The organism is Corynebacterium sp. 2571A, from assembly GCF_055700935.1.
Window position 1 is genome coordinate 329,687 of sequence record NZ_JASTTE010000003.1, and the last position, 23,691, is coordinate 353,377.

Genomic DNA, 23,691 nt, shown 5'->3' on the forward strand with positions numbered 1-23,691 from the left:
TGAGAGGGTGAACTTTCTTTCTGATCTGCCCCTGGCCGAGCCAGTCGATGCCGCCATCTTCATCGGCATCCTGGTCATCGCGGCCGGCGTCGTGGTGTGGCAGCGCCGCTGGTGGCCGGTGGCCGTTGCCGCGGTCATCTGTATAGCCGCCGGGTTTTTCCTCCAGCGCTGGGACGTGCCTTTCTACCTCGTGGCGGCCGCCGCCGTCCCGCTGGCCGCCCTGATTCGCAAGCCGAAGGTGCCCACGGTGCTCGCCGGCGTTTTCTCCCTGCTGGCCACCGTCGGCCTGGTCAACATCGAATACCAGACCTACCCGGACGTCGGTTCGCTCGACCCGACGCCGGTGGCCCAGGAGATGAGCCTGGCCGAGTTCCAGTCCGCTCAGGGCTTCCAAGACGCCGCGCTCGTGCACCTGGATCTGCCCGGAACGCGCTCGCAGTTCGCGGCGCGCCAGGCCATCGCCTACGTCCCGCCGGCCTACTGGCGCGGCGGGAACCTCCCGGTCGTGGTGCTCCTCCACGGCAACCCGGGCGGTCCCGACCAGTGGTTCGGCTCCGGCGAGGCCGCCCAGACTGCCGACCAGTTCCAGGCCGCCAACGACGGCCGCAGCCCGATCATCGTGGCCGTCGATGCCACCGGCTCGGAGACCGCCAACCCCATCTGTGCGGATTCTAGCCAGGCCCACGTCATGACCTACCTGTCCCAGGACGTGCCGGCCGGGATCAAGCAGTCCTTCCGCGTGGACCAGGACCAGTCCCACTGGACCGTCGCGGGCCTAAGCTACGGCGGCACCTGCGCGCTGCAGATCGCCACCAACCAGCCCACCGCGTACGGCTCCATCGTGGATATCTCCGGCGAGGCCGAGCCGACCATCGGCAGCCACCAGGCCACCGTGGACAAGTTCTTCGGCGGCGACGAGAAAGCCTTCAACGCCCAAGACCCCGCCCACCTGCTCAAGCAGAACCGCTACCCGGGGCTAGCGGCCGTCTTCATCGCCGGCGACGACGATAGCGCCTCGGTCGCGGCGCTCAGCTGCCTATCCCAGCAGGCCCGCGCGGCGGGGATGCGTACCTATAACGGCACCCGGCCGGGCGGGCACAGCTTCCAGGTGTGGCGCCCGGCCTTGCGGGAAGTGCTGGCCTGGGCCGCCCAGCGCGGCGGGATGAGAATCGACAAAGACCCCTTCGATGGAATTGAGGATCAGGATGTCCGTGCTTAATAACGCACTGGCCTGGGTGTTAAAGACCCTGCCGCGCTTCCCGGTGACGTTGGTGGTGCTGGCGGTGATGTGGGGCCTGCAGGTCTGGCCCGTCGCGGGAATCCAGACCATCGGCTTGACCGCCGGCCACGTCGGCGGGGCAGTGGTGCTGACCATTCTGGCCCTGGCCTGGGGCGTGCCGGCGGAATGGCAGCTGGGCTCGCTGCGCTACGCCGCCGTCGGGGTGGTCGCGCAAGTGGTCTCCACGCCGCTGGCCGTCTACGCCGCCCGCGGGGTGGAGCTGGCCGGGCTGAACCAGTGGGGCGACGACTTGCTGCACGCCAGCTTCCTGACCCCGGTGGGCTTTATCGCGGGGGCGGGGGCGTTTTCCTCCGCCCAGATGCCGCGCCTGTGGCGCCGCCGGCTGCGCCTGAGCATCATTGCCCTGACGCTGACCTTCGTGTTGTATTCGGGGACCCTGGCGGACGTGCAGGCAGTCGTGGCCATGGCGCTGGGGCTGGCGGCCGGCCAGGCGCTCTACCGGCCGCACCGGGTGGAGGCCTCGGTGGCCGAGCGCCGCGTGCTGGTGGCGATCGTGGTGCTCTCGGTGGCCGTCGGCCCGTTCTTCGTGGCGCTGGACCCGCTGGCCGAAGGCCCCTTTAGCCTGGTTACCCAGCTGCTGTGGTCGGCGGATCTGTCCCGGATCGAGGTGGCCGAGCTGTGTGCGGCCAGCCCGTTGAGCGACGAGTGCTTGAACGCCCTGGACATCGCCCGGGCCCACGGGATAGGCCCTGTGGTGGCGAACCTGATGCCCTTTGTCGTCCAGCTCGTGCTGGCCTTCGGGCTTGCCCGGGGACGCCGTCTGGCCTGGTGGCTGTCGCTGGCCTTCCAATTCTGCGTGATGGGCGTGCTGGTGGCCCAGCTATGGGCGCCGGGCGAGGTGGACCTGCTGGTCATCAACCTCGCACTGGTGCTGCTGCCGTGGATTACGGCCGCGGTCGTGTTGGTCGCGACCCGTCCGCTCTTCCACGTTGCGACCAACCCGGCGCTGCTGCGGCGGGCCGGGGCGCTGGTGGCCGGCGTCGTGCTCGCCGGGGCGGGGACCTGGGTGGCCGTCACGCTGCTCTACCCGGAGGGATTTATCACCATCAACACGGCAGGCGACGTGCTGGCGGAGCTGCCGCTGCGCTTTTTGCCGGCGGTCGTCTCACTCATCGGGCCCCACTACGTGGTCCCGGCAACGTGGTTTGGCTGGCTGGTCTACGAGTGGGTCGGCATCCTCGCCTGGGCGGCTCTGGCCTGGCAGCTGTATATCTGCTTGGCGCGCCCGGCGGATCCGGAAAACGCCGCCGATCGCGCCCGTGCCCGGGAGATCCTTGGCTCTACCAGCGGCGACCACCTGTCGTTCATGACGCTCTGGGAAGGCAACCGCTATTTCTTTTTCGGCGGGTCTTACGTGGCCTACCGCGCGGCGCGCGGGATTGCCCTGACCGTCGGGTCGCAGGTGGGCCCGGCGGGGGAGGATATCGCCGCGCGCTTTGAGGACTTCGCCCACCACCAGGGACTCAGCGTTGCCTGGTACTCCGTCGACGCGGACTTCGCCGACGCCCGCCCGGGGCTCAAGCGCGTCAAGGTCGCGGAGGAGGCTGTGCTCAGCTGCGCCAACACCGAGTTCAAGGGTAAGAAGTTCCAGAACATCCGCACCGCGCGCAACAAGGCGGCCAAGCAAGGGGTGGAAACCGTCTGGACCACCTGGCAGGACCTCGACCTCGCGGTGGCGGCGAAGATTACGGCGCTGAGCGAGGAATGGGTCTCGGACAAGGCCCTGCCGGAGATGGGCTTTACCCTGGGCGGCCTTAAGGAGATGCAGGTGCCTGGCACCCAGATTCTCTACGCCATCGACGCGGAAGGTGTGCTACACGGGGTTACCAGCTGGCTGCCGGTGCGCCGCGACGGGGAGGTGGTCGGCTACACCCTGGACGTGATGCGCCGGGCCGCGGAGGGCTTCAAGGGCGTCATGGAGCTTTTGATTTCGGAGGCGCTCATTATCGCCGCGGATCGCGGCTGCGAGTGGATTTCGCTATCCGGCGCGCCGCTGGCCGGCGCGGCCGAAGACCCCAGCTGGCTGGATCAGGCGCTGTCCCGGGTGGGCCAGGAGCTGGAGCCGCTCTACGGCTTCCGCTCTTTGGCGGCCAGCAAGCGTAAGTTCCTGCCGGAAGAGCACCCCTGGTTCCTCTGCTACGACGACGAGCTGAAGCTGCCGGCCATCGGCCTAGCGGCGACGAACGCCTACCTGCCTGAGCTCAATGTTGGGCAGGCCCTGTCCGCGGTGCGGACGTGGACCCAGGCGCGGCGGCCAGAGAAAGAAAAATGATCTGAAACGCGTGTTACTTGTGTGACTGTTGTGGTTTAGTCGGTACACTCGCCGGCATGACCGTCACTAAGTCGCTCAAGTCCGCCCTGACCGCCGTCGTCGCCAGCGTCCTCGTCGCCACCGCCGCCGCCCCCGCGCACGCCGCTCCGCTGAGCACGTCTGCGCCCGCGGGCGTGGATGTCGCCGCTCACCAGCACCCCGGCGGGGTGCCCATCGACTGGGGCCAGGTGAAGTCCGACGGGCAGTCCTTCGCCTTCGTCAAGGCCTCCGAGGGCGAGGGCTGTAGCAACCCGCACTTCGCCGTCGACGCCAACGCGGCCGCCGCCAGCGGGCTGAAGGTCGGCGCCTACCACTACGGGCGCCCGAACACGGACCCGAAGAAGCAGGCCGCGCACTTCGCCTCCCAGCTGGCCCTGGTAGCGGACCAGTCCCTGCCGCCGGTGCTCGACATCGAGGTCACCGACGGCAAGAACCCGCAGCAGATGCAGGCCTGGGTCCGCGAGTTCACGGATGAGCTCAAAAAGCTGACCGGGCGGACCCCGATGATCTACACCTACAAGTACTTCTGGGAAGTGGAGATGGGCAATACCACCCAGTTCTCGGAGTACCCGCTGTGGCTGGCCGCCTACCAGGACGCCGCCCCGCAGCCCGTCGGTGGCTGGGACAAGCTGTCCTTCTGGCAGCGCTCGGGCTCCGGCAAGGTCGCCGGGATCCCCACCCAGGTGGACATGAACCTGTTCAACGGCACCCACGCCCAGCTGGATTCCTTCAGCGCCGGCAACTACGTCGACTTCGGCGGGGTCCTTGAGGACCTCGTGGTGACCGGCGCCCCGGACCTCGGCAAGGACTCGACCGCCCTGGTGGCCGCCATCCTGGCCCTCGCCGCCGGCGTGGCCGCCGCCCCGCAGCTGGCCGATGCCGCCGGTGAGGCAGGCATCGACCGCGACGCCGCCGAGGGCCTTATCGGCTACGTCGAAAAGCTCAACGCCGAGGGCGCCCTGCCGGTCGAGCAGCTCGAGGCCATGGCCGCGGGCGACTACTCCGTCGGCGACCTGGCGCTGCTGCTGGAAAACGCCGGGCACACCGCCGGCATCGAGGTCGACGAGCAGACGGTCGCGGACGCCACCCAGGCCGCCACGGCCGCAGGCGCCAACGGCGGGCAGCTGGACGTGCAGCAGCTGGCGGGCATCGTCAGTCGCGTCGTGGGCTAGCCCCGCCGATAAATTTGCGAGTAAAAGCCTCGTCCTTGTAGTGGGCGGGCACCGCCCCGCCCAGCAGCCGCTTGGCCAGGGCGGCGGCCTCGACCGATCCGGCCGCGGGCAGGGGAGACTCGGAGCCAATCAGGATGATGTTGCCGTAGCGGCGGCCCTTGAGCATGGGCGGGTCCGCGATGACGGCCAGGTGGTCGAAGACTTCCGCCATGCCGGCCAGCTCCGCCTTGGCTCCCTGCAGATCCGAGTGATCGCCGCAGTTGGATACGTATAGCCCCGCGCCCGACAGGGCCTTTCGGCACGCGGCGAAGAACTCCACCGTGGTCAGCGGCCGCGGCGTGGTGGCCCCGGCGAAGACATCGCGGATGATGATGTCCCGGCTGGCCGGCTGGAAGGCCATCGTCTCCGCGCGAGCCTCGCCCGCCCTAATCTTGACCGTGGGCGCACGCGGCACGTCGAAAAGCGTGCGGGTCAGCTCCGCGAGCTTGGCGTCTAGCTCCACGACGGTGTGGCGCGAGCGCGGCCACAGGTCGGCGAAGTAGCGGGGCAGCGAGCACCCCGCCCCGCCCAGGTGGGTAACGCGCAGCGCCGCCGGGTCGACGGGGTTGAGCACCTCAACGGCGGCGGCGATCCACCGCATGTACTCGAATTCCAGCTCGCCCGGCGAACCGAGCACGATGTGGCTGCTGGGCACTCCATTGACGTTGAGGATATAGCCGTCGCGGCGGAACTCGTCCGCGACCACCTCCGCCTGGCCCGTGTCGATGTCGTAGACGCCGATGATGCCCTCGCCCGGCTGGCTGTCCCGGTTCCGTTTCCTACCCATGACCCCTTACTGTAGACACCGAGGGGAGGCAGACCAATGCCCGGCCCGATCCGGGCGGGAATGGCGATGATTATTCCTGCGTTGGGCCAAGGGAGTAGACTTTTGAGCCGCTTTAGATAATCCGGCAGGCGGCAGTGATGGGAAGAAAGGTGGCGCGGCGTGCGAGTACTGGTGGCGATGAGTGGCGGAGTGGATTCCTCCGTGGCGGCTGCCCGCGCGGTCGAGGCGGGCCACGAGGTCGTCGGCGTGCACCTGGCGCTGCACAAGGACGCGCAGCAGACCCGGGAGAAGGCCCGCGGGTGCTGCTCGCTGGAGGACTCCGCCGACGCCCGCCGCATCTGCGACAAGCTGGGCATCCCGTTCTACGTCTGGGACTTCTCGGAGCAGTTCAAGGAGGAGGTCATCGGGGACTTCGTGGACTCCTATGCCCGCGGCGAGACCCCGAATCCCTGCCTGCGTTGCAACGAGAAGATCAAGTTCCGCGCGCTGCTACAAAAGGGCATGGCGCTAGGCTTCGACGCGGTGGCCACCGGACACTACGCGACACTGGACCAGTACGGCTACATGCGCCGTTCCAAGGACGAGAACAAGGATCAGTCCTACGTGCTGGGAGTTATTTCCGCCGACGAGCTGGAGCACTGCTATTTCCCCATCGGGGACACCCCGAAGCCGCAGATCCGTGAGGAGGCGGCGGCCCACGGCTTCTCCACCGCGAAGAAGCCGGACTCCTACGACATCTGCTTCATCCCGGACGGCAACACCCAGGCCTTCCTGGGCGCGCGGATCGGCCTGCGCCCGGGCATGATCGTCGACCAAGAAGGTCAGGAGCTTAAGGAGCACGACGGCGCCTGGAACTACACCGTCGGCCAGCGCAAGGGCTTAGACATCAAGCAGCCCGCCGCCGACGGCCGCCCCCGCTATGTCACGGATATCGACGCCGCCACTGGCACCGTCACCGTCGGCGCCCGGGAGGACCTGGCCGTGAGCTCCATCGGCGCGGACCGGCTAAAGTACCTGCACCCGGCCATGGACGGCACACTGGAGTGCGAGGTCCAGGTGCGCGCCCACGGCTCGGTTGTGCCGTGCACCGCGCACATCGACCGCGCGGCCGATCAGATGCGCCTGGAGCTGCACGGGGAGCTCTCCGGCGTAGCCCGGGGACAGGCCGCCGTGCTCTACCTGCCGACCGAGGACGAGCTCGGCGATATCGTCTTGGGCTCTGGCACGATCTGCGAGACGGCCTAGGCGCCCTTTGAGCGCCGGCGGGCCTTCGGCTCGAGGCACCCAACGAAGGAGATAGTGACAGCGTGACAGGATTCGGGCTAGGCCCCATGCCGGGCACCTCCATGCCGGAGGCCGCCGATATCGTGCTGGGGGAGACCGGCGATCTGCCGCACCTGCCGCAGCTGCCCGACCGCGGGCTGGGCTCCGACGCTATCGGCCGCACCGCCGGACTGGTGGAATTCGTGGCGGTCGACCGCGGGCCGCGCGCCTGGCAGATGACCGACCGCCCGCAGCTGCTTACCCGCCGGGCCTGGGACCGGATGGAGCGCGACCTGGACGAAATCCAGGCAGTCTGGGGCGAAAGCGTGCCCCAAGTCAAGATCCAGGCCGTCGGGCCGTGGAGCCTATCCGCCGCCATCGAGCTGGCCAACGGGCACCGCGTTATCACCGACAGCGGCGCGCGCCGCGACCTCTTCCTCGGCCTGCAGGAGGGCATTTCCCGCCATGCCGCCGACGTGGCGCGCCGTTTCGGCGCGCAGGTCGTGCTGCAGCTGGACGAGCCCTACCTGGACCAAATCCTGGCCGGCACGCTGCCGGGAGTGACCGACTTCGACGACATCGCGGCGGTGCCCGCCGAAGTCGCTGCGGACACCCTGGCGGGCTTCCAGGCCCGGTACCTGCACCTGGACCGGCCGCAGTGGGAGCTGGCACGCACCGCCCAAACGGTGCTGCTCGACCTGCCGCGGCTGGACAACCCCAAAGACCTGGATGGGCTGGGCCAACACCTGGATTCGGGCGCGCGCGTGGGCCTGGGCATCACCGCGGGGGATGCCGTGGCCGGCCAGCCGGATGCCGCCCGCGGCGTGGCGATCGCTATCGCGCGCCTGCTCGATCGGCTGGGCCTGCCGCGCACGCTACTGACCCACGCGGTGGACGTCTACCCGGCCCAGCCCAACGAGCCCGCCAGGGACTACCGGCTTGCTCATCGAGTCGCCGCAATGCTCGAGCGCGACGCGGGCGACCTTTAACTCACCCGCCCGCCGGAGTCCCGCGCCAGCAGGTACTCGCGCAGGTAGGGCAGGGTGAAGTTGAGCTCGCCGTAGCGGGGCGATTCGATGATGTCGGCGTCGATGAGCCGCTGGCGCGTGCCGGAGAGGGAACGCAAGGTCCGGCCCAGCGCCGCGGCGATATCGTGCACCGGCACCGGGTCGGCGGGCGCTGCCTGGGCCATGGCCTCCAAGAATTCCCGCAGCGCCGGGGAGAGCTCCTTGACCGCCGGCTGGTGGACCTGGGTGCCCATGAGGGAGATCGCCTGGGGTGCTATCTCAGCGACGTCGGCCTCCGTGATGGCGGCGCCGCCCTCACCGCCCGCGCGGAGGGCCGCCTGCTGCCAGGACAGTGAGCCGACCAGCTGCACGAGGTAGGGGTAGCCGTGGGAGAGCTCCACCGCGGCCTGGATGCCGTCCGGGCTGAAGCTGATCCCGCTATCCCGGGCAGTCAGCTCGAAGGCCTCCGCCGTCAGCGACTGGTTCAGCGGGCCCAGCAGGTATTTCTCCGCCCGCCGCAGGAAGGTAGCTCCCGGCAGGCTCAGCAGCTTGTCGATGCCCTGGGGCAGGCCCGCCACCACCAGCGCGACGTTGAGGTCGTCGCGGATTAAGTCCTGGTAGGCGACGGCAATGGTGGTGAGGTCTTCCAGCGAGGCGTCCTGGGCCTCGTCGATGCTGATGAGGATGCCCGTGCCGGTGAGGTGGCCGGACAGTTCGCGCAGCCGGGTGTTGAGGTTGTGCTTGTAGGGCGCCTGGTCGTCGGTGTCGAAGCCGATGCTGGCCACCTTGCCGAGGCCCACCTGCTTGACCCGCGTGGTCGGGCGCGGGCTGATGCCCTCGATGGCCGCGGGGATGGTGGTCTCGACGAAGTCGTCCACGATGGGGCTGCGGCCCGAGGAACGCAGCACGATCCAGCCTTGGGTGCGGGCGCGATCCTCGAGCTCGTTGAGCAGGACCGTCTTGCCGATTCCGCGGGATCCGCTGATGACCAGGGAGCGCCCGGGAGTGCCGGCGGTGCCGACCAGCGCGCGTTCGAAGGAACGGAGGATGACCTCGCGGCCGACCCAGTACAGGGGAGCGGCGCCGAAGGTGGGGCGGAACGGGTTGTCCCGCGGGACGGAGGATGCAGACATGGCCCGGATCCTATCAGCTGGAGACTATGGAGACTATGGAGAAAGTGGAGACTTGGGAGACTTATGAAGGTCTTGGAGACTCTGGAGACTCTGTAGACTCTGGAGAGTTCGGGGAGTCGTGGGGCCTTCGGCGCGGTGCGTCGAGCCCTAGCTGATCATCGGCCAGGCAGTGGAGACGCTCTCGGCGTCCCGGCCCTTGCCCTCCAGGTACTTCTTGAAATCCATCCGGTCGTGGTACCAGCGCACGGCCTGGAACTCCATCAGTTCGTTGACGTCCTTCTGAGCCAGCTCCGGGAAGACTTGGCGCACCTGCTTCCAGGCCACGCGCGCGGCGGCCAGGGCGTCGGCGGTCGCCTCGTGCGCGTTGTCCAGGCTGACCCCGTAGTGCTCGCAGACCGCGCCTAGGGTGCGCTTGCCCTTGCGCCACTTGTCCATGACCCGATCGATGACGAAGGGATCGTAGACCGGGCCGGTCACAGTAAAGTCCCCGGTTAACGCGCGCAGGACCGAGAGATCATAAGCCGCGTTGTAGACCACCAGGGTCAGGCCGTTGTCCCAGGCCTGCTTGATGGCGCTTACGGTTTCTTCTAGGACCTCGTCGTGCGGCCGGCCCTCCGCGCGGGCCTTTTCGGTGGTAATCCCGTGGACCTGGGCGGCGGCCTCGGGGATCTCGACGCCGGGATCCGCCAGCATCTCCTTCTTGTCCACGTGGCGGCCGTCGATGGTGACCAGCGCGGAGGTAACAATGCGGGCGGAGCGGGGGTCGGTCGAGGTGGTTTCCAGGTCAAAGGAGAGCATGCGGGTCGCGTCGAAGTTCATGGCTTTCACCTTAGTCGCCACCCCGGACACACGAGGCTGGCTGGACAAATGCGGCGGCTTTACCCGCCGGGGAGGGAACGTCGGCCGGGCGACTAGACTGGGGCACCGTGACTAATCCAGCAGATGTGCAACGCGAATGGAACGAGCTCGCCCAGGAAGTGCGGCGGCATCGCCAGCTCTATTACAACGAGCAGCCGGTGATCCCGAATGCCGATTTTGACAAGCTCTTCCGGCGCCTGCAGGAGCTGGAGGAAAAGCACCCGGAGTTGGCGGTCCCGGACTCGCCGACGCGGGAGGTGGGCGCGGCCTCGCCGTTCGCCGACGTCGAACACCTCGAGCGCATGATGAGCCTGGACAACGTCTTCAACGAGGCGGAGATGCGCGACTGGCTTAACCGCACCCCGGCCAAGACCTACCTGACCGAGTTGAAGATCGACGGGCTCTCCATCGACCTGGTCTACCGTTCCGGGCGCTTGGTCTCCGCGGCCACCCGCGGCGACGGCCAGGTCGGCGAGGACATCACGGCCAACGCCCGGGTCATCGAGGACATCCCGCAGCAGCTGCAGGGCACCGCGGACTTCCCGGTACCGGAGCTGGTCGAGGTCCGCGGCGAGGTCTACATGCGGCCGGAGGACTTCGCCGAGATTAACGCCGAGCGCGTCGAGGACGGCAAGCCCGCGTTCGCCAACCCGCGTAACTCCGCGGCCGGCGGGCTGCGGATGAAGGACCCGTCGGAGGTGAAAAAGCGCCGGCTGAAGATGGTCTGCCACGGCATCGGCGCCCGCGAGGGCTTCAGCCCGGATTCGCAGTACCACGCCTACCAGGCCCTGGCGGCCTGGGGGCTGCCGGTCTCGCCGTACACCGAGCAGGTGCACTCGGCGGAAGAGGTAATAGAGCGCGTGAACTACTGGGCCGATCACCGCCACGACGCCATCTTCGAGATGGACGGCCTCGTGGTCAAGGTCGATGACCTGGCTTCCCAGCGGCAGCTGGGCGCTACCTCCCGGGCGCCGCGCTGGGCGATCGCCTACAAATACCCGCCCGAGGAAGTCACCACCGTCCTGCGGGATATCCAGGTCGGCGTGGGCCGCACCGGGCGCGTGACCCCGTTCGCGGTGATGGACCCGGTCTTCGTCTCCGGCTCGACGGTCTCCATGGCCACGCTGCACAACCAGTCCGAGGTCAAGCGCAAGGGCGTGCTGGTGGGGGACACCGTGGTCATCCGCAAGGCCGGCGAAATCATCCCCGAGGTCTTAGGCCCGGTCGTCGAGGCCCGCGACGGCAGCGAGGTCGAGTGGACCTTCCCGGACAACTGCCCGTCCTGCGGGACCCCGCTCGCCCCGCAAAAGGAGGGCGACGCGGACTGGCGCTGCCCGAACACCCGCTCGTGCCCGGCGCAGCTGTCGGCGCGGCTGGAGTACTTGGCTTCCCGCAAGGCTCTCGACATTGAGGCGCTGGGGGAGAAGGGCGCTTGGGACCTCATCGAGCAGGGCATCCTGGAAGACGAGGCAGAGCTTTTCGAGCTGACCGAAGACAAGCTGTTAGCCTCCGACGTCTACACCTCCAAGGCGGACAAGAAAGCAAAGGGGCCGAAGTCCGCGGACAACATCGCGGTCAACACCGTCGGCCACGCGTTGCTGGACAACCTGGACCAGGCCAAGGAGCGCGACTTCTGGCGCGTGCTGGTAGCCCTGTCCATCCGCCACGTCGGTCCCATCGCGGCGCGGGCTCTTGCCACCCGCTACGGCTCGATGGAGGCGCTGCGCGCCGCCGACGTCGAGGAGCTGGCGGAGACCGAGGGCGTGGGCACCATCATCGCCGAGTCCTTCAAGTCCTGGTTCGAGGTCGATTGGCACGTCAACATCGTGGAGCGCTGGGCCGCCGCGGGCGTGCGCATGGAGGTCGCGGCCGAGTCCCGCCGCCCTCAGACCCTCGAGGGGCTTACCATCGTGGTCACCGGCACCCTGGAAGGCTACAGTCGCGACGAGGCCAAGGAGGCCATCGTCAGCCGCGGCGGGAAGGCCACCGGCTCCGTGTCCAAGAAGACCGACTTCCTGGTCGCCGGGGACAACGCCGGATCCAAGGAGCAGAAGGCCCAGGACCTGGGCGTGCCCATCCTTAACGAGGCCGGCTTCGAGGAGCTTTTGGCCCACGGCGCGCCAGCCGGCGAAGACGCGGACGGATAGGCTGGAGGTTTGAAGCGCCTACCGGGCGCCGCCGCCGAAGCCTCGAGGAAGGATTACCCCGCATGAAGATTGCCGCTTTCGATTTCGACGGAACCATCTATTTCCCCGACGGGATCGCCCCAGATATTGCCGAGGCCATCGCCGAGTGGCAGGCGGCCGGCAATATCGCGGTCGCGGCGACGGGCAAGTCCTACAACGAGGCCTACCGGGCGCTGGCCGGCTCCGGCGTGGAATTCGACTATTCCATCTTGGCCACCGGCGCGGTCATCGCGGACAAGAACCGGCAGGTAGTCCACCACGCGGGCCTGGACCGGGAAACGGTGGCCCAGCTGGTCCACGGGTTGGTCGGGAACCCGGGCACGAACGTCTACGGCATTTCCTCTACCGGGCTGGACTACTGCTTCCGCGAGTGCGTGAGCACGGCAGATACCGGCGTCATCACCGAGGTCGCCTACGCCTCCCCGGAGGCTATCCCGGACCAAGACTTCGTGGCGGTGGCGACCTGGACGCCGGATAACCCGCAGGTACAGGACGCAATCCACCGCTGGGCGCGCGAGAACTTCGCCGTGGAGTCCACCAAGAACCAGGGCTTCGTGGACATCCTGCCGGCCGGCACCACCAAAGGAAACGGCGTGGAATGGGTGGCCCAGCACGCCGGCTGGGACCGGGAGGAGATGGAGATCTACAGCTTCGGGGATTCCTGGAACGATCTGTCCATGTTCCGGCTTTCCCGCCAGGCGTTTTCCTTCCCCTGGGCCCCGCGGGACGTCCAGGAGGCCGCCGGGACCGTCGTCGGCAGCGCGGCAGAGGGCCTGCGCCGGCTGCTGGCCTAGTGCGCGGTGCCCGCGTGGCCGTCGCTGAGGAAGGCGCCCAGGATGGTGCCCAGGTTGCCCAGGTGCTCGACCTCGGAGGCCAGGTAGTCCGGCCCACCGGTGCGGCCGATGGCCATGACCAGGCCGGTGTCTCCGATCGGGGCGGCCGCGAGTGCCGAGTCCAGCAGGGACCAGGACGCCGGGATCCAGGAGTCGACCTCCGGGTTGAGCGCGCGGGCCTGGGTGACCTCGATGTCGTGCGGGGTGGTCCCGTCGTCCTCCGGGGCGGCGTCGGAGCTGGCGATACGGTGGATCGGCTCGTTGTTGTCGATCACGATGGCCCACGTTGAGGTCAGCGCCTTCGGGATGGCGGCAACCACCTCGGTCATCGCGGCGCGCACGTCGTGCAGGTGGGAGGCCACGCGCGCGAGCAGCGCAATCTGGCCGCGGCGATCCACGCGCCCCGAGAACGGGCGGATGGAATCCACCTCGACGCCGTCGACGGTGCTGGCGGCGGTGATGAGCGAATCGGCCATCCCGCCGGCGGCCAGCTCGACCACGATGTCGTCCATGACCGTGCCGTCGGGGAAGTTCTCAACGATGTCCACCGACTGGATATTGCCGTCTACCATGCCGATCGCGTCCGCCAATTGGCCCAAGCTGCCCGGGGTGTCGGGAAGAAGAACGCGGATGAGGAAGGACATGACAGTAGGCAATTCTTTCTGTGGCTAGCGCGATGAAGACGGGTTGTTTTCCCGTAAATACTACCTGCCGGGTGTCGCAAGTCTCAATAGCCTGTACCCTTATATATTTATCTACGCGGAAACTAGTAGCGAAAACGCAGCGTGTGCACACTACTATGTGAGGCACGTTAAATCGCGTGCGTACGCACCCCGGCGAGAGGAGCCCATCATGTCCGTTGTCAGCGGAGCTTTGCTCTTTGCCATGGCCGTGCTGGCCGGGATCATCAACTCCGCGGTGGGATCCGGCTCCTTGCTCACCCTTCCGGTCTTGTTGGCCCTGGGCGTGCCGCCCGGGGTGGCGGTGCGCACCAACACCACCGGCATGATGTTCGCCTCGGTCGGCTCGGCGTGGGGTTTCCGCAAGGAAATCCGGCGCGAACTGCCCTACCTGGGCCCGCTGGTGGCGGTGACCATCGTGGCCTCGGCCGCCGGCTCCCTGTTGCTGCTGGCCTCGCCGTCGCACGCCCTCGACTTCGTCATCCCCATCCTCATCGTGGTGGCCCTGGTGATGGTGACCTTCCAGCCCAGGCTGACCCGCTGGCTCGCCGCGCGTTCCCAGGCCGGGCAGGCAACTGCTGACGATGTCGCCTCGGGCGCCGAGGTGGGCCAGGCCTACCGCCGGCCGCGGGTGGTAGCTCCCATGGGGCTGGCGGCGGTCTACGGCGGCTACTTCACCGCGGCCCAGGGGATTTTGTACATGGCCATCCTGTCGGTGATGACTGGGCGCAGCCTCAAGGCCATCAACCCGGTGAAGAACTTCCTGTCCCTGTTCGTTAACGTCACCGCCGCGCTGGTCTACCTTGTAGCCTGGGCGTTCTTCGGCGCCGAGATCCTGTGGATCGGGGTGGCCGTGGTGGCCGCCGGGGGACTCGTCGGCGGCTTGGTCGGCGCCCAGGTGGCCAAGCGCCTGCCGAACCAGGTGCTGCGCGCGGTGATCGTCGTCGTCGCGCTGGTGGCGCTGGTGCGGCAGTTCGTCTAGGCGGAGACCACCTACGCGGCTGGCGCGGGCGGTGCAGTAGCATGGTGAGGAGCAAAAGCTTGAAATAGAAACTACCGTGCGCTTGCCCGGTCCGCTGGTCGCCTGCCCGCTGGGTGGGACGGGCCGGCGCGGGCGGCGCACATAGAGAAGGGATGGAGTTCGCGTGTCGGAGATTTCGCGTGACGAGGTCGCGCACTTGGCTAAGCTTTCCCGCTTGGCCTTGAGCGAGGAAGAGCTCGAACAGTTTGCTAGCCAGATTGATGAAATCGTGGACTCGGTCTCTGCGGTGGGCAAGGTGGACACCGACGGCGTGGAGCCGATGAGCCACCCGCACTCGCTGAACGCCACCATGCGCGAAGACAAGGTGGTCCGGACCCTGAACGCCGAGCAGGCGCTGGATCAGGCCCCGGCCGCAGAGGACGATCGTTTCGCGGTTCCGCAGATTCTGGGAGGAGAATAAATGAGCACTTTCATCGCCCCGAATGAGGGGATTACCTCTCTGAGCGCCGCCGAGCTGGCGGACAAGATCCACTCCCGGGAGCTGACCTCCCGCGAGGTCACCCAGGCCTTCCTCGATCGCATCGCGGAGACCAACGACGAGCTCAACGCCTTCCTCCACGTCGGTGCGGAGGAAGCGCTGGCGGCCGCCGATGCCGTCGATAAGGCCCTCGACGCCGGTGAGGAGCCGGCCTCCTCCCTGGCCGGCGTCCCGCTGGCGCTCAAGGACCTGCTGACTACTACCGATGCCCCGACCACCGCCGCCTCCAAGATGCTCGAGGGCTGGATCTCGCCCTACGATGCCACCGTGGTCACCAAGCTGCGCGAGGCCGGCATCCCGATCCTGGGCAAGACCAACCTGGATGAGTTCGCCATGGGCTCGTCCAGCGAGAACTCCGCTTTTGGCCCGGTGCACAACCCGTACGACACCGAGCGCACCCCGGGCGGTTCCGGCGGCGGCACCAGCGCGGCGCTGGCCGCCGGCCAGGCCCCGCTGGGCATCGGCACGGATACCGGCGGCTCCATCCGCCAGCCGGCCGCCCTGACCAACACCGTGGGCGTGAAGCCGACCTACGGCACCGTCTCCCGCTACGGGCTCATCGCCGCGGCGTCCTCCCTGGACCAGGCCGGCCCGTGTGCGCGCACCGTCCTGGACACCGCGCTGCTGCACGAGGTCATCGCCGGACACGACGCCTTCGATGCCACCAGCGTGGACAAGCCGGTCGCCGACGTCGTGGCTGCGGCCCGCGAGGGCGCGCAGGGCGATCTCAGCGGCGTCAAGGTGGGACTTATCAAGCAGTTCGAACGTGACGGCTGGCAGCCGGGCGTGATGGAGGCCTATCACCAGGCCGTGGACCAGCTGGTCGCCCAGGGTGCGGAAACCGTGGAGGTCGACTGCCCGCACTTCGACGACGCCCTGGCCGCCTACTACCTGATCATGCCCTGCGAGGTCTCGTCTAACCTGGCCCGCTTCGACGGCATGCGCTACGGCCTGCGCGTCGGCGACGACGGCAGCCACTCCGCCGAGCAGGTCATGAGCATGTCCCGCGCCGAGGGCTTCGGCCCCGAGGTCAAGCGCCGCATCATGCTGGGGACCTACGCGCTGTCCGTGGGTTACTACGACGCCTACTACCTGCAGGCCCAGCGCGTGCGCACCCTGATTGCCCAGGACTTCGCCAAGGCCTTCGAGCAGGTCGACGTGCTGGTCTCACCGACCACCCCGACCACGGCGTTTAAGCTGGGGGAGAAGGTCGAAGACCCGATGGCGATGTACAACTTCGATCTGTGCACCCTGCCGCTGAACCTGGCGGGCCTGTGCGGCATGTCCGTGCCGTCGGGCATGGCCAGCGACTCCGGCCTGCCGACCGGCCTGCAGATCATGGCCCCGGCCTTTGCTGATGACCGCCTGTACAAGGTGGGCGCCGCCTACGAGGCCGGCCGCAACTCCGCGGACTAACCACCGCCGGTTCCTGAAGGTTCCCTGTTTTTTCCATACGGGGAACCTTCTTTTTGTATCGGATGGGTTGCGTGTGACGAATGTGACGGTAGGTTATGGCACATGGTTTCCAAGAAAATCAAGACCCTGACCGCTTCGACCGCCGTGGCCGCCGGCCTTGCCCTGTCGGCCCCGGCAGCACTGGCCGCGCCGGCCGATTCTCAAGAACCTGCCCAGGAAACGTCCGCCGTGGACCAGCTGTCCAGCGTCGTGACCCCGGAGCTGCTCGAGCAGCTGCTGGGCCTGAGCTCCAACAGTGAGGCCGCCTCGACCGCCGCTGACGCCGGCACCGAGTCGACTGAGTCTGCACCGTCCGCTGAGTCTGCAGCGTCCACTGACTCTGCCGCGACCGCCACCCCGTCCGCGGACGGCGAGGCAGCAAAGTCTGAAAAGTCTGAGCTGGTGACCACCCTGCCGGAGGGTGCTACCAAGCTGCAGCCGAAGGAAGGCAACAAGACCATCTCCGGCAAGCTGGTCTCCACCGTCAAGCCGGAGGCTGTCAGCATCACCCTCCAGGACGACGGCACCTTGAGCTTCGAGGACGGCTGCAACGGCGGCACCGCCGAGTACAGCTTCGACTCCGAGGGCGCCCTCGAGGTCGGCTCCATCGCCTCGACCCGGATGGCCTGTGAGCCGGCCGCCATGGCCGATGCCGCCGCCATCACCAAGATCCTCGAGTCCAAGCCGGCCATCTACCAGCTCGACGACTCCACCCTGGCCCTGGCCGCCGGCGACGACGCCATCGAGTTCAAGCCCGCCCAGGCCGAGGAGAGCGGTGACGGCGCCCCGGCCACCGAGCCGGAGGCTGCCGGCGCGGCAAGTGACGAGACCCCTGCCACGGGGGCGGAAGTGAACCAGGATGCATCCCAGGCTGGGAACACCGGTGCCGAGACTGCTAACGTAGACGACGAAGGCGTCGTCCAGCCGGACACCACCGCCGACCAGACCGGTCCGGCAGGTGCCACGGCCTAAGGCGTTCTTCGCACGCGGATATTGACAGTCCCGCCGCGTAATTCCTCAATTTGACCCCTCCCGCAAGCTTGTGGGAGGGGTCAAGTGTGTCTCTGGGGGAAGGCTAGCCCTTATTTGTATTCGTCCGGCAGTGGGCCCAGTTGCGGGCCGTCCGGGTAGTACTTCCAGCCGTCCTTGATGCGGACCTCGTCGTCCCACGGCAGCTTGTACTCGCCGTTGGCTAGGTCGCGGACCCAGGTCAGGTAGTTCTCGGTCTTGCCGCCGGGGTAGCCGACGTAGCCGCGGTTGCCCAGGTTGTAGATGTTATTCTCCAACGCCCAGTTCTTGCGGGCGTCATCGGCGAGCGTGGGGTAGACCTCCGCGGTGACGATCTCGCCCGGGTTGCGGTGGCCCTCGGAGATCATGCCGCCGTCGTAGTTGCAGACGTTGCCCTCGCCGAAGTAGTAGAAGGTGCCGTCGTAGCCGGCCAGGTTCACCGAGGCGGTGAACATAAGGTTCTGGTAGGCGTTGGAACGGTTGGTCATGATCCAGGAGTCCTGGGTCTGGGTGGAGTAGCCGGAGATGCGGATGTAGACGTTCGCGCCCTTGTAGGCCGCCTCGCGCGCCAGCTCCGGGAACATGCCGTCGTGGCAGATGTTCAGGGCAATCTTGGACCCCTTCGGGCCGTCGGCCACCGGCATGCCCAGATCGCCCGGGTACCAGGGCTCAATCGGGGTCCACGGCTGCAGCTTGCGGTAGTGCAGGGCAATGTCGCCGGTGTTGTCGATCATGATGGCGGTGTTGAACGGCGGCTTGCCCTCCTCGTGGTTGGGCTCCATGATGGAGAACACGCCCCAGACGTCGTTGTCGCGGCAGGCGGCCTTGTACTGCTCGACCTTGGGGTCGTCCAGCCCGATGAGGAACTCGTCGTAGGACCAGATCTTGGTGTTGAGCCCGGAGGAGGAATACTCGGGGAAGACAATCAGGTCGAGGTCCGGGTAGCCGGCCTTGGTGCTGGCGACCATGCGGCAGATCTCGTCGACGTTGCGCTGCACGTCGTCGGGGTGGTTGACCACGGGGACGGGGTACTGGATAAGTGCCATCAGCAGGCCGTTGGGGGAGGCGCTAACGCTGCCGGTGCTGGACATGGGAATCTCTCCTGTGAAAAATCGAAAAATGGGGGCACCACCCAAGCTACGGTGTGACCGCCGGCACAGTGGTTCCTGTGGGCGGGGAATCATCTGGGTTTCCAGACTGCCCAGTTCCGGGGCCTAAACCCCCTAGCGAGAAAAATTTCTGTAGGGTAGCCTTACCGAGATGACCGAGAATTCTGCATACACCCCTGATGACCCGTACCGCGCCGGTTTTCAGGCCGGCTTCACCCAAGGCTTCGGCGCCGGTTTTGAAAACGGCTTCGACCGCGGTTTCCAGGCCGGGCAGTCCCAAGCCCACTATGATTCCCGCCGCGCCCGCAAGGAGGAAAAGCGGGCGGAGAAGCTGCGGCGGCGCGAGGAAAAGGCCGCCGCGTCCGCCGGCCCAGCGCCGGCACCGGCGCCGCGCAAACCCAAGCGCAAGGCCCACGGCGCCACCGTCACCGCCAAGCGCCAGATTTCCCCCGACATGGTGCGGCTGACCATCTCCGCGCCGGACCTAGTGGGCCAGGAGCTCGACAAGACGGACCACTACATCAAGATCCTCTTCGTGCCCGAGGGCGCGGACTACGCCTGGCCCTTCGACCTGGCCGAGGCCCGCGCCAACCAGCCGCGGCATCTGCGCCCGGTCACCCGCACCTACACCTTGCGCAGCGTCAACACGGACACGGGGGAGTGCGAGGTCGACTTCGTCCTGCACGGCGATGCCGGCCTCGCCGGCCCCTGGGCCCGCGACGTCGAGGTGGGCGAAGAATTCGGCTTCGCCGGCCCCGGCGGCAAGTTCAAGCCCGAGCCCGGCTACGACACCTTCGTCCTAGCCGGCGACGAGGCCGCCGCCCCAGCCGTGGCCGCCGCCCTAGAGAAGCTGCCCCCGGGCGCGCAAGCAACCGCCTTCGTCGAGGTCGAAGCCCCGGGCCACGAAATCGAGATGCCCCAGCGCCCGAACGCCACCATCCAGTGGGTCTACCGCAACGGCGCCACGCCGGGCGCACCGCTGGCCGCCGCGGTCCGCAAAAACGGAATCCCGGCCGGTCACACCAGCTGGTTCATCCACGGTGTGGCCGAGATGATCAAGGACTTGCGCCGCTTCCTATTCAAGGAAAACGGCGTCGACAAGGCCGATGCCTCCATCTCCGGCTACTGGCGCCTGGGCATGACCGAGGACCTGTGGCAGTCCACCAAGGGCGAATTCGTCGCGGCCATGGAGGCCGAAGAAAAAGGCGCGGCGGATTAATTCATCCCGCCGCGCGCAGATTTCCTTTTATTACTTAGCGTCTTGTTACTTAGCGCCGTGCTACTGGGCGCTGTCTTATTTGGCGTCCGAGAGGGCGTAGGCGGCCCCGGCGGTCGCGGCGGTCACCGCCAGCACGGACGGCCACGCGCCGATCTTCTTGGCCAGCGGGTGCGAGGCGCCGAACGCGCCCAGGTAGAGCGCCGACAGGCCGGCGGTGGTGGTGGCATCCGTCTTCGCGGCCCAGGAGCGACCCGCCCACAGGCCCGCGGCGCCCAGGATGACGCCGCCCAGCGGGCGGATGCCCGTCTCCTTGGCGGTGACCCAACCGCCGATAAGCCCCAGGGCAACGGTCGTGGCGGTGCTGACGTTTTCTGGCTTCTTGATATCAATCATTCCCATGCCACCACACTAGTCCGGCTTCCGACCCGCGGTAAACAGGCGCGGACAGCGTCCGGCGTTTTAGCGAAGACGGCGGCGGCTAGACTCGTTGACCATGACGCGTGATACGACCCCGCCGCAGCCCGCGGCATCGACGGTTCTGCCCGAACCGCAGGCGTGGCGCGCGATGATCGCGCTGAGCCTCGGGTTCTTCATCTCCTTGCTGGACCAGACCATGGTGGCCGTGGCTCTGCCCGCCATCGCCGTAGACATGGGTGCTTCCCTCAACCAAGCGATGTGGGTCTCGTCCATCTACCTGCTCGCCGTGGTGGTCCCGCTGCTGTTTACCGGCCGCCTGGGCGACATCTACGGCCAGCGCCTGATGTTCCGCCTTGGCGTCGGGATATTCGCCCTGGGCGCGCTCTTGTGCGCGCTGTCTCCCAGCATCGAATGGCTCATCGCCGCCCGCGCCGTCCAAGGCCTGGGTGCTGCCATCCAGATGCCGCAGACGATGTCCGTCATCAACCGCGTTTTCGCCCGAGAGCGCCGCGGCCGCGCGCTCGGGGTGTGGGGCATCGTCGGCTCACTAGCCTCCCTAACCGGGCCCGTGGCCGGCGGGCTCATGGTCAGCCTGGTCGGCTGGCACGGCGTCTTCTGGCTCCACCTGCCCTTCGCCGCGGCCGCCATCATCCTGGCCACCCGCTGGGTGCCGAAGCTGCCCACGGTCGCCCGCGCTATCGATGCCACCTCCGCCGCCGTCTCCCTCCTTTCCATGGCCGCCATCGTCTTCGCCATCCAGCAGGGCCCCGAGCTCGGCTGGCGCTGGTGGATCTGGGCGCTGCTGGCCGTCGGCGTGGTCGGGCTGGGTATCTTCGCGCGCCTACAAGTCACGGCCCGCCGGCGCGGCACCGAGCCGCTCATCCCGCCCGAGCTTTTCGCCGACCGCAACTACCGCCTGGGCGTGGCTTCTATCTCCACCATGGGCTTCATGGCCGCGGCGATGATGCTGCCGATGATGATGTGGATGCAGGACGTGCAGGGTCTGCCGGCCAACCAGGCCGGACTCATCGTGGTCCCCATGGCGGTGGTCTCCATGCTGGTGACCCCGTTTGCCGGGATCTTGGTAGACAAGCTGCACCCGCGGGCGCTGTCGCAGTTCGGCTTCGCGGTTTCGCTCGGTTCTTTCGTCCTCGCGTGGTGGGTGATGCTTAGCGGGCAGGCGCCGGTGTGGTTGGCTCTGCCGCTGGGGCTGTTAGGCCTGGGCCAGTCGTTTATCTGGGGCACGAACTCCGCAACCTCCATGCGAGACCTACCGGCCTCGCTCATGGGCGCGGCCTCCGGTGCCTACAACACCGCCCGGCAAGTCGGCTCGGTGATAGGTGTGGCGGTCGTCTCGGCGGCCATGCAGGCCGGGCAGTCCGCCTTCGGGTTGGGAGCCGGGCTGGCGCACTCCCTCTGGGCGATTGTCGCGGCGCTGGCCGTGGGCCTGCTAACCGTCAGCTTCTTCCGGGATACTCTCCACGGCGGGGCAGCGGAGGCCAAGAGGCGTTAAGCTGGTTAGCATGCGACTTGCCACCTTGACCTCCGGCGGCGACTGCCCCGGGCTGAATGCAGTAATCCGCGCCGTGGTGCGCACCGCCTCTAGCGAATTCGGCGACACGGTGGTCGGATACGAAGACGGCTGGGTAGGGCTCATGGAAGACCGCCGCCGCGACCTCTACGACGATGCCGAGATCGACCGCATCCTCCTGCGCGGCGGCACCATCCTGGGCACCGGCCGCCTGCACCCGGACAAGTTCAAGGCCGGCCTGGACCAGATTAAGGAGAACCTGTCCGACGCCGGCGTGGACGCGCTCATCGCCATCGGCGGCGAGGGCACCCTCAAGGGTGCGCAGTGGCTGGCGGACAACGGCGTCCCGGTCATCGGCGTGCCGAAGACCATCGACAACGACGTCAACGCCACCGACTTTACCTTCGGCTTCGACACGGCCGTCTCCGTGGCCACCGACGCCATCGACCGCCTGCACACCACCGCAGAGTCCCACAACCGCATCCTCATCGTGGAGGTCATGGGCCGCCACGTCGGCTGGATCGCGCTGCACGCCGGGATGGCCGGCGGCGCGCACTACACCGTCATCCCCGAAGAACCCTTCGACATCGCCGAAATCACCAAGGCCATGGAGCGCCGCTTCCAGATGGGGGAGAAGTACGGCATCATCTGCGTGGCCGAGGGCGCCCTCCCGAAGGAGGGGACCATGGACTTCACCGAGGGCGACACCGACCAGTTCGGGCACCAGACCTTCAACGGCATCGGCCAGGTCATCGGCGACGAGATCAAGCGCCGCACCGGCTACGACGTGCGCACCACGGTGCTCGGCCACATCCAGCGCGGCGGCACCCCGACCGCCTACGACCGCGTGCTGGCCACCCGCTACGGCGTCCACGCGGCCCGGGCCGCCCACGCCGGCAAGTCCGGCCAGTGCGTGGCCCTGCACGGCGAGAAGATTGAGCTGGTCCCGCTTGCCGATGCCGTCGGCGAGCTCAAGGTCGTCCCGCCCGCCCGCTACGCCACCGCCAAGGCGCTCTTCGGCTAGCGTGGCGCTGCCCTGCCCGCGGCAGGCACGTGCCGCGGGCAGCGCCTACGCGACGTCCAGGCGCAGCGCCGGCAGCTGCGGGTCGACCACCCAGCTGTCCTCGGCAACGGTGATGGCCGCCCGGTCCTCGGCAATAGTCAGGGAGTCGCCCGCGCGGACGGTGTTGCCGTCTAGGACATAGGAAACGAGCCCGCGCAGCACCGCGTAGAAGTCGTTGGGATCCCCGGGCGCGTTCCGGATCTGGACCTCCGGGTGCCCGGCCTGGATCAGCCCGACGGAGTAGGCGTACCAGCGGTCGGCGCCCTCGGAGGGGCGTACCCAGACGCCCGCGGCCGTCATCGCCAGTTCGCCGCTGTCGGCTAGCTGGATAAAGCGCGGCGCGCTAATGGTCACCCCGGCCCGCGGCACCAAGGCCGCCAGTGCCCCCGGGGCCTTGAGCGCGGCCAGCGTGGCCACCGACAGCATGTTGAGCTGGCGCAGGCGGTCCTCCCGGTACTTCGTGCCGCGCTCTAGGTGGGCGTTGTCGGGGAAGACCGTAACCAGCAGGTAGCTGGCGGCGCTGGCCACGTCGACCGAGCCGTCGTTGAGCTCCGGGTGGGGCTCGACCTCGCTGAGATCTGGGGCGGCATCGACAAGCTTGAAGGAAATGGTGCAGTCGCGGGCCTGGGCCACCTGCAGTTCCGGCGAGGGGCCGGGTTCCAGCGGGCTGAGCTGGTCGCCGAAGGTGTCGCGCACGGCGGCGGCTAATTCTTTCTCGGTGGGTAAGGTGCGGCAGTAGACGACGTTGACCAACGGGGCGTTGACAAGGTCGGGGGCTACGCTATTCGGGGTATCCATGC

General features: G+C 67.9%; 21 protein-coding genes. 14 read left to right on the top strand and 7 right to left on the bottom strand.

Translation table 11 applies throughout. The annotated features are described in order from the left end of the window. Positions 1–7 precede the first annotated feature (7 nt). From QQS53_RS07935 to QQS53_RS07945, 3 genes are read left to right on the top strand one after another with little or no spacing between them, the layout of a single operon-like run. On the top strand, positions 8–1,219 hold the full coding sequence (locus QQS53_RS07935; RefSeq protein WP_472775320.1) for an alpha/beta hydrolase: 1,212 nt from the start codon (positions 8–10) through the stop codon (positions 1,217–1,219). Continuing rightward, positions 1,212–3,572, top strand: coding sequence for a bifunctional lysylphosphatidylglycerol flippase/synthetase MprF (locus QQS53_RS07940; protein ID WP_472775321.1), 2,361 nt, complete (start codon positions 1,212–1,214; stop codon positions 3,570–3,572). Before QQS53_RS07935 ends, QQS53_RS07940 begins: the two co-directional genes overlap by 8 nt. 56 nt (positions 3,573–3,628) lie before the next feature. Continuing rightward, positions 3,629–4,783 carry a glycoside hydrolase family 25 protein gene (locus QQS53_RS07945; RefSeq protein ID WP_472775322.1) on the top strand — a complete coding sequence of 385 codons (1,155 nt, stop codon included), beginning with the start codon at positions 3,629–3,631 and terminating at the stop codon, positions 4,781–4,783. Here QQS53_RS07945 and QQS53_RS07950 read toward each other — a convergent pair. Next, positions 4,764–5,609 (bottom strand): spermidine synthase, encoded by an 846-nt coding sequence (locus QQS53_RS07950; RefSeq protein ID WP_472775323.1) that lies wholly within the window; start codon positions 5,607–5,609, stop codon positions 4,764–4,766. The genes QQS53_RS07945 and QQS53_RS07950 overlap by 20 nt on opposite strands. 159 nt (positions 5,610–5,768) lie before the next feature. On the opposite strand from QQS53_RS07950, the gene mnmA reads away from it, so the two are divergent. Together mnmA and QQS53_RS07960 are read left to right on the top strand one after the other, a co-directional pair. After that, the gene (gene mnmA / locus QQS53_RS07955) at positions 5,769–6,854 is read left to right on the top strand and encodes a tRNA 2-thiouridine(34) synthase MnmA (protein ID WP_472775324.1); all 1,086 of its coding nucleotides are present in this window, start codon (positions 5,769–5,771) and stop codon (positions 6,852–6,854) included. A gap of 62 nt (positions 6,855–6,916) precedes the next feature. Further along, positions 6,917–7,861 (top strand): uroporphyrinogen decarboxylase/cobalamine-independent methonine synthase family protein, encoded by a 945-nt coding sequence (locus QQS53_RS07960; protein WP_472775325.1) that lies wholly within the window; start codon positions 6,917–6,919, stop codon positions 7,859–7,861. Here the strand turns inward: QQS53_RS07960 and QQS53_RS07965 are convergent. Then, positions 7,858–9,012, bottom strand: a complete 1,155-nt coding sequence (locus QQS53_RS07965) for an AAA family ATPase (RefSeq protein WP_472775326.1) — start codon at positions 9,010–9,012, stop codon at positions 7,858–7,860. The two genes, QQS53_RS07960 and QQS53_RS07965, sit on opposite strands and share 4 nt — an antisense overlap. A gap of 147 nt (positions 9,013–9,159) precedes the next feature. Further along, the gene (locus QQS53_RS07970) at positions 9,160–9,831 is read right to left on the bottom strand and encodes an exonuclease domain-containing protein (protein WP_472772059.1); all 672 of its coding nucleotides are present in this window, start codon (positions 9,829–9,831) and stop codon (positions 9,160–9,162) included. 107 nt (positions 9,832–9,938) lie between these two features. Between QQS53_RS07970 and ligA the strand changes: the two genes are divergently transcribed. Both ligA and QQS53_RS07980 read left to right on the top strand, forming a co-directional pair. Then, entirely contained in the window at positions 9,939–12,017 is a 2,079-nt protein-coding gene (ligA, locus tag QQS53_RS07975; protein ID WP_472775327.1) for an NAD-dependent DNA ligase LigA, read from the top strand. A 62-nt stretch (positions 12,018–12,079) separates the two neighbouring features. Further along, positions 12,080–12,850 carry an HAD family hydrolase gene (locus tag QQS53_RS07980; RefSeq protein ID WP_472775328.1) on the top strand — a complete coding sequence of 257 codons (771 nt, stop codon included), beginning with the start codon at positions 12,080–12,082 and terminating at the stop codon, positions 12,848–12,850. Here the strand turns inward: QQS53_RS07980 and QQS53_RS07985 are convergent. Next, entirely contained in the window at positions 12,847–13,533 is a 687-nt protein-coding gene (locus QQS53_RS07985) for an ACT domain-containing protein (protein ID WP_472775329.1), read from the bottom strand. The genes QQS53_RS07980 and QQS53_RS07985 overlap by 4 nt on opposite strands. A 208-nt stretch (positions 13,534–13,741) precedes the next feature. Here QQS53_RS07985 and QQS53_RS07990 point away from each other — a divergent pair, with 208 nt between their 5' ends. The 4 genes from QQS53_RS07990 to QQS53_RS08005 all read left to right on the top strand — a co-directional run bounded on the left by QQS53_RS07990 (position 13,742) and on the right by QQS53_RS08005 (position 17,516). Then, positions 13,742–14,551 carry a sulfite exporter TauE/SafE family protein gene (locus tag QQS53_RS07990; RefSeq protein WP_472775330.1) on the top strand — a complete coding sequence of 270 codons (810 nt, stop codon included), beginning with the start codon at positions 13,742–13,744 and terminating at the stop codon, positions 14,549–14,551. A gap of 163 nt (positions 14,552–14,714) precedes the next feature. Further along, on the top strand, positions 14,715–15,011 hold the full coding sequence (gatC, locus tag QQS53_RS07995) for an Asp-tRNA(Asn)/Glu-tRNA(Gln) amidotransferase subunit GatC (protein ID WP_368519703.1): 297 nt from the start codon (positions 14,715–14,717) through the stop codon (positions 15,009–15,011). Continuing rightward, positions 15,012–16,505, top strand: coding sequence for an Asp-tRNA(Asn)/Glu-tRNA(Gln) amidotransferase subunit GatA (gene gatA / locus QQS53_RS08000; RefSeq protein ID WP_472775331.1), 1,494 nt, complete (start codon positions 15,012–15,014; stop codon positions 16,503–16,505). 102 nt (positions 16,506–16,607) lie between these two features. Beyond that, the gene (locus QQS53_RS08005) at positions 16,608–17,516 is read left to right on the top strand and encodes an META domain-containing protein (protein WP_472775332.1); all 909 of its coding nucleotides are present in this window, start codon (positions 16,608–16,610) and stop codon (positions 17,514–17,516) included. A gap of 110 nt (positions 17,517–17,626) precedes the next feature. On the opposite strand, the gene QQS53_RS08010 is transcribed toward QQS53_RS08005, so the two are convergent. Continuing rightward, positions 17,627–18,643, bottom strand: coding sequence for a formamidase (locus QQS53_RS08010; RefSeq protein ID WP_472775333.1), 1,017 nt, complete (start codon positions 18,641–18,643; stop codon positions 17,627–17,629). Positions 18,644–18,812: 169 nt separating this feature from the next. Between QQS53_RS08010 and QQS53_RS08015 the strand changes: the two genes are divergently transcribed. Next, the gene (locus tag QQS53_RS08015) at positions 18,813–19,880 is read left to right on the top strand and encodes a siderophore-interacting protein (protein ID WP_472775334.1); all 1,068 of its coding nucleotides are present in this window, start codon (positions 18,813–18,815) and stop codon (positions 19,878–19,880) included. A gap of 75 nt (positions 19,881–19,955) precedes the next feature. Here QQS53_RS08015 and QQS53_RS08020 read toward each other — a convergent pair whose 3' ends face one another. Next, positions 19,956–20,279 carry a hypothetical protein gene (locus QQS53_RS08020; RefSeq protein WP_472775335.1) on the bottom strand — a complete coding sequence of 108 codons (324 nt, stop codon included), beginning with the start codon at positions 20,277–20,279 and terminating at the stop codon, positions 19,956–19,958. Positions 20,280–20,373: 94 nt separating this feature from the next. Between QQS53_RS08020 and QQS53_RS08025 the strand changes: the two genes are divergently transcribed. Both QQS53_RS08025 and QQS53_RS08030 read left to right on the top strand, forming a co-directional pair. Beyond that, the gene (locus QQS53_RS08025; protein WP_472775336.1) at positions 20,374–21,810 is read left to right on the top strand and encodes an MFS transporter; all 1,437 of its coding nucleotides are present in this window, start codon (positions 20,374–20,376) and stop codon (positions 21,808–21,810) included. A gap of 10 nt (positions 21,811–21,820) precedes the next feature. After that, positions 21,821–22,852, top strand: coding sequence for an ATP-dependent 6-phosphofructokinase (locus tag QQS53_RS08030; protein ID WP_472775337.1), 1,032 nt, complete (start codon positions 21,821–21,823; stop codon positions 22,850–22,852). A 45-nt stretch (positions 22,853–22,897) separates the two neighbouring features. Here the strand turns inward: QQS53_RS08030 and QQS53_RS08035 are convergent, their stop codons facing one another. Further along, complete coding sequence (locus QQS53_RS08035; RefSeq protein WP_472775338.1) at positions 22,898–23,689, bottom strand: DUF4261 domain-containing protein; 792 nt, start codon at positions 23,687–23,689, stop codon at positions 22,898–22,900. Positions 23,690–23,691: the final 2 nt, after the last annotated feature.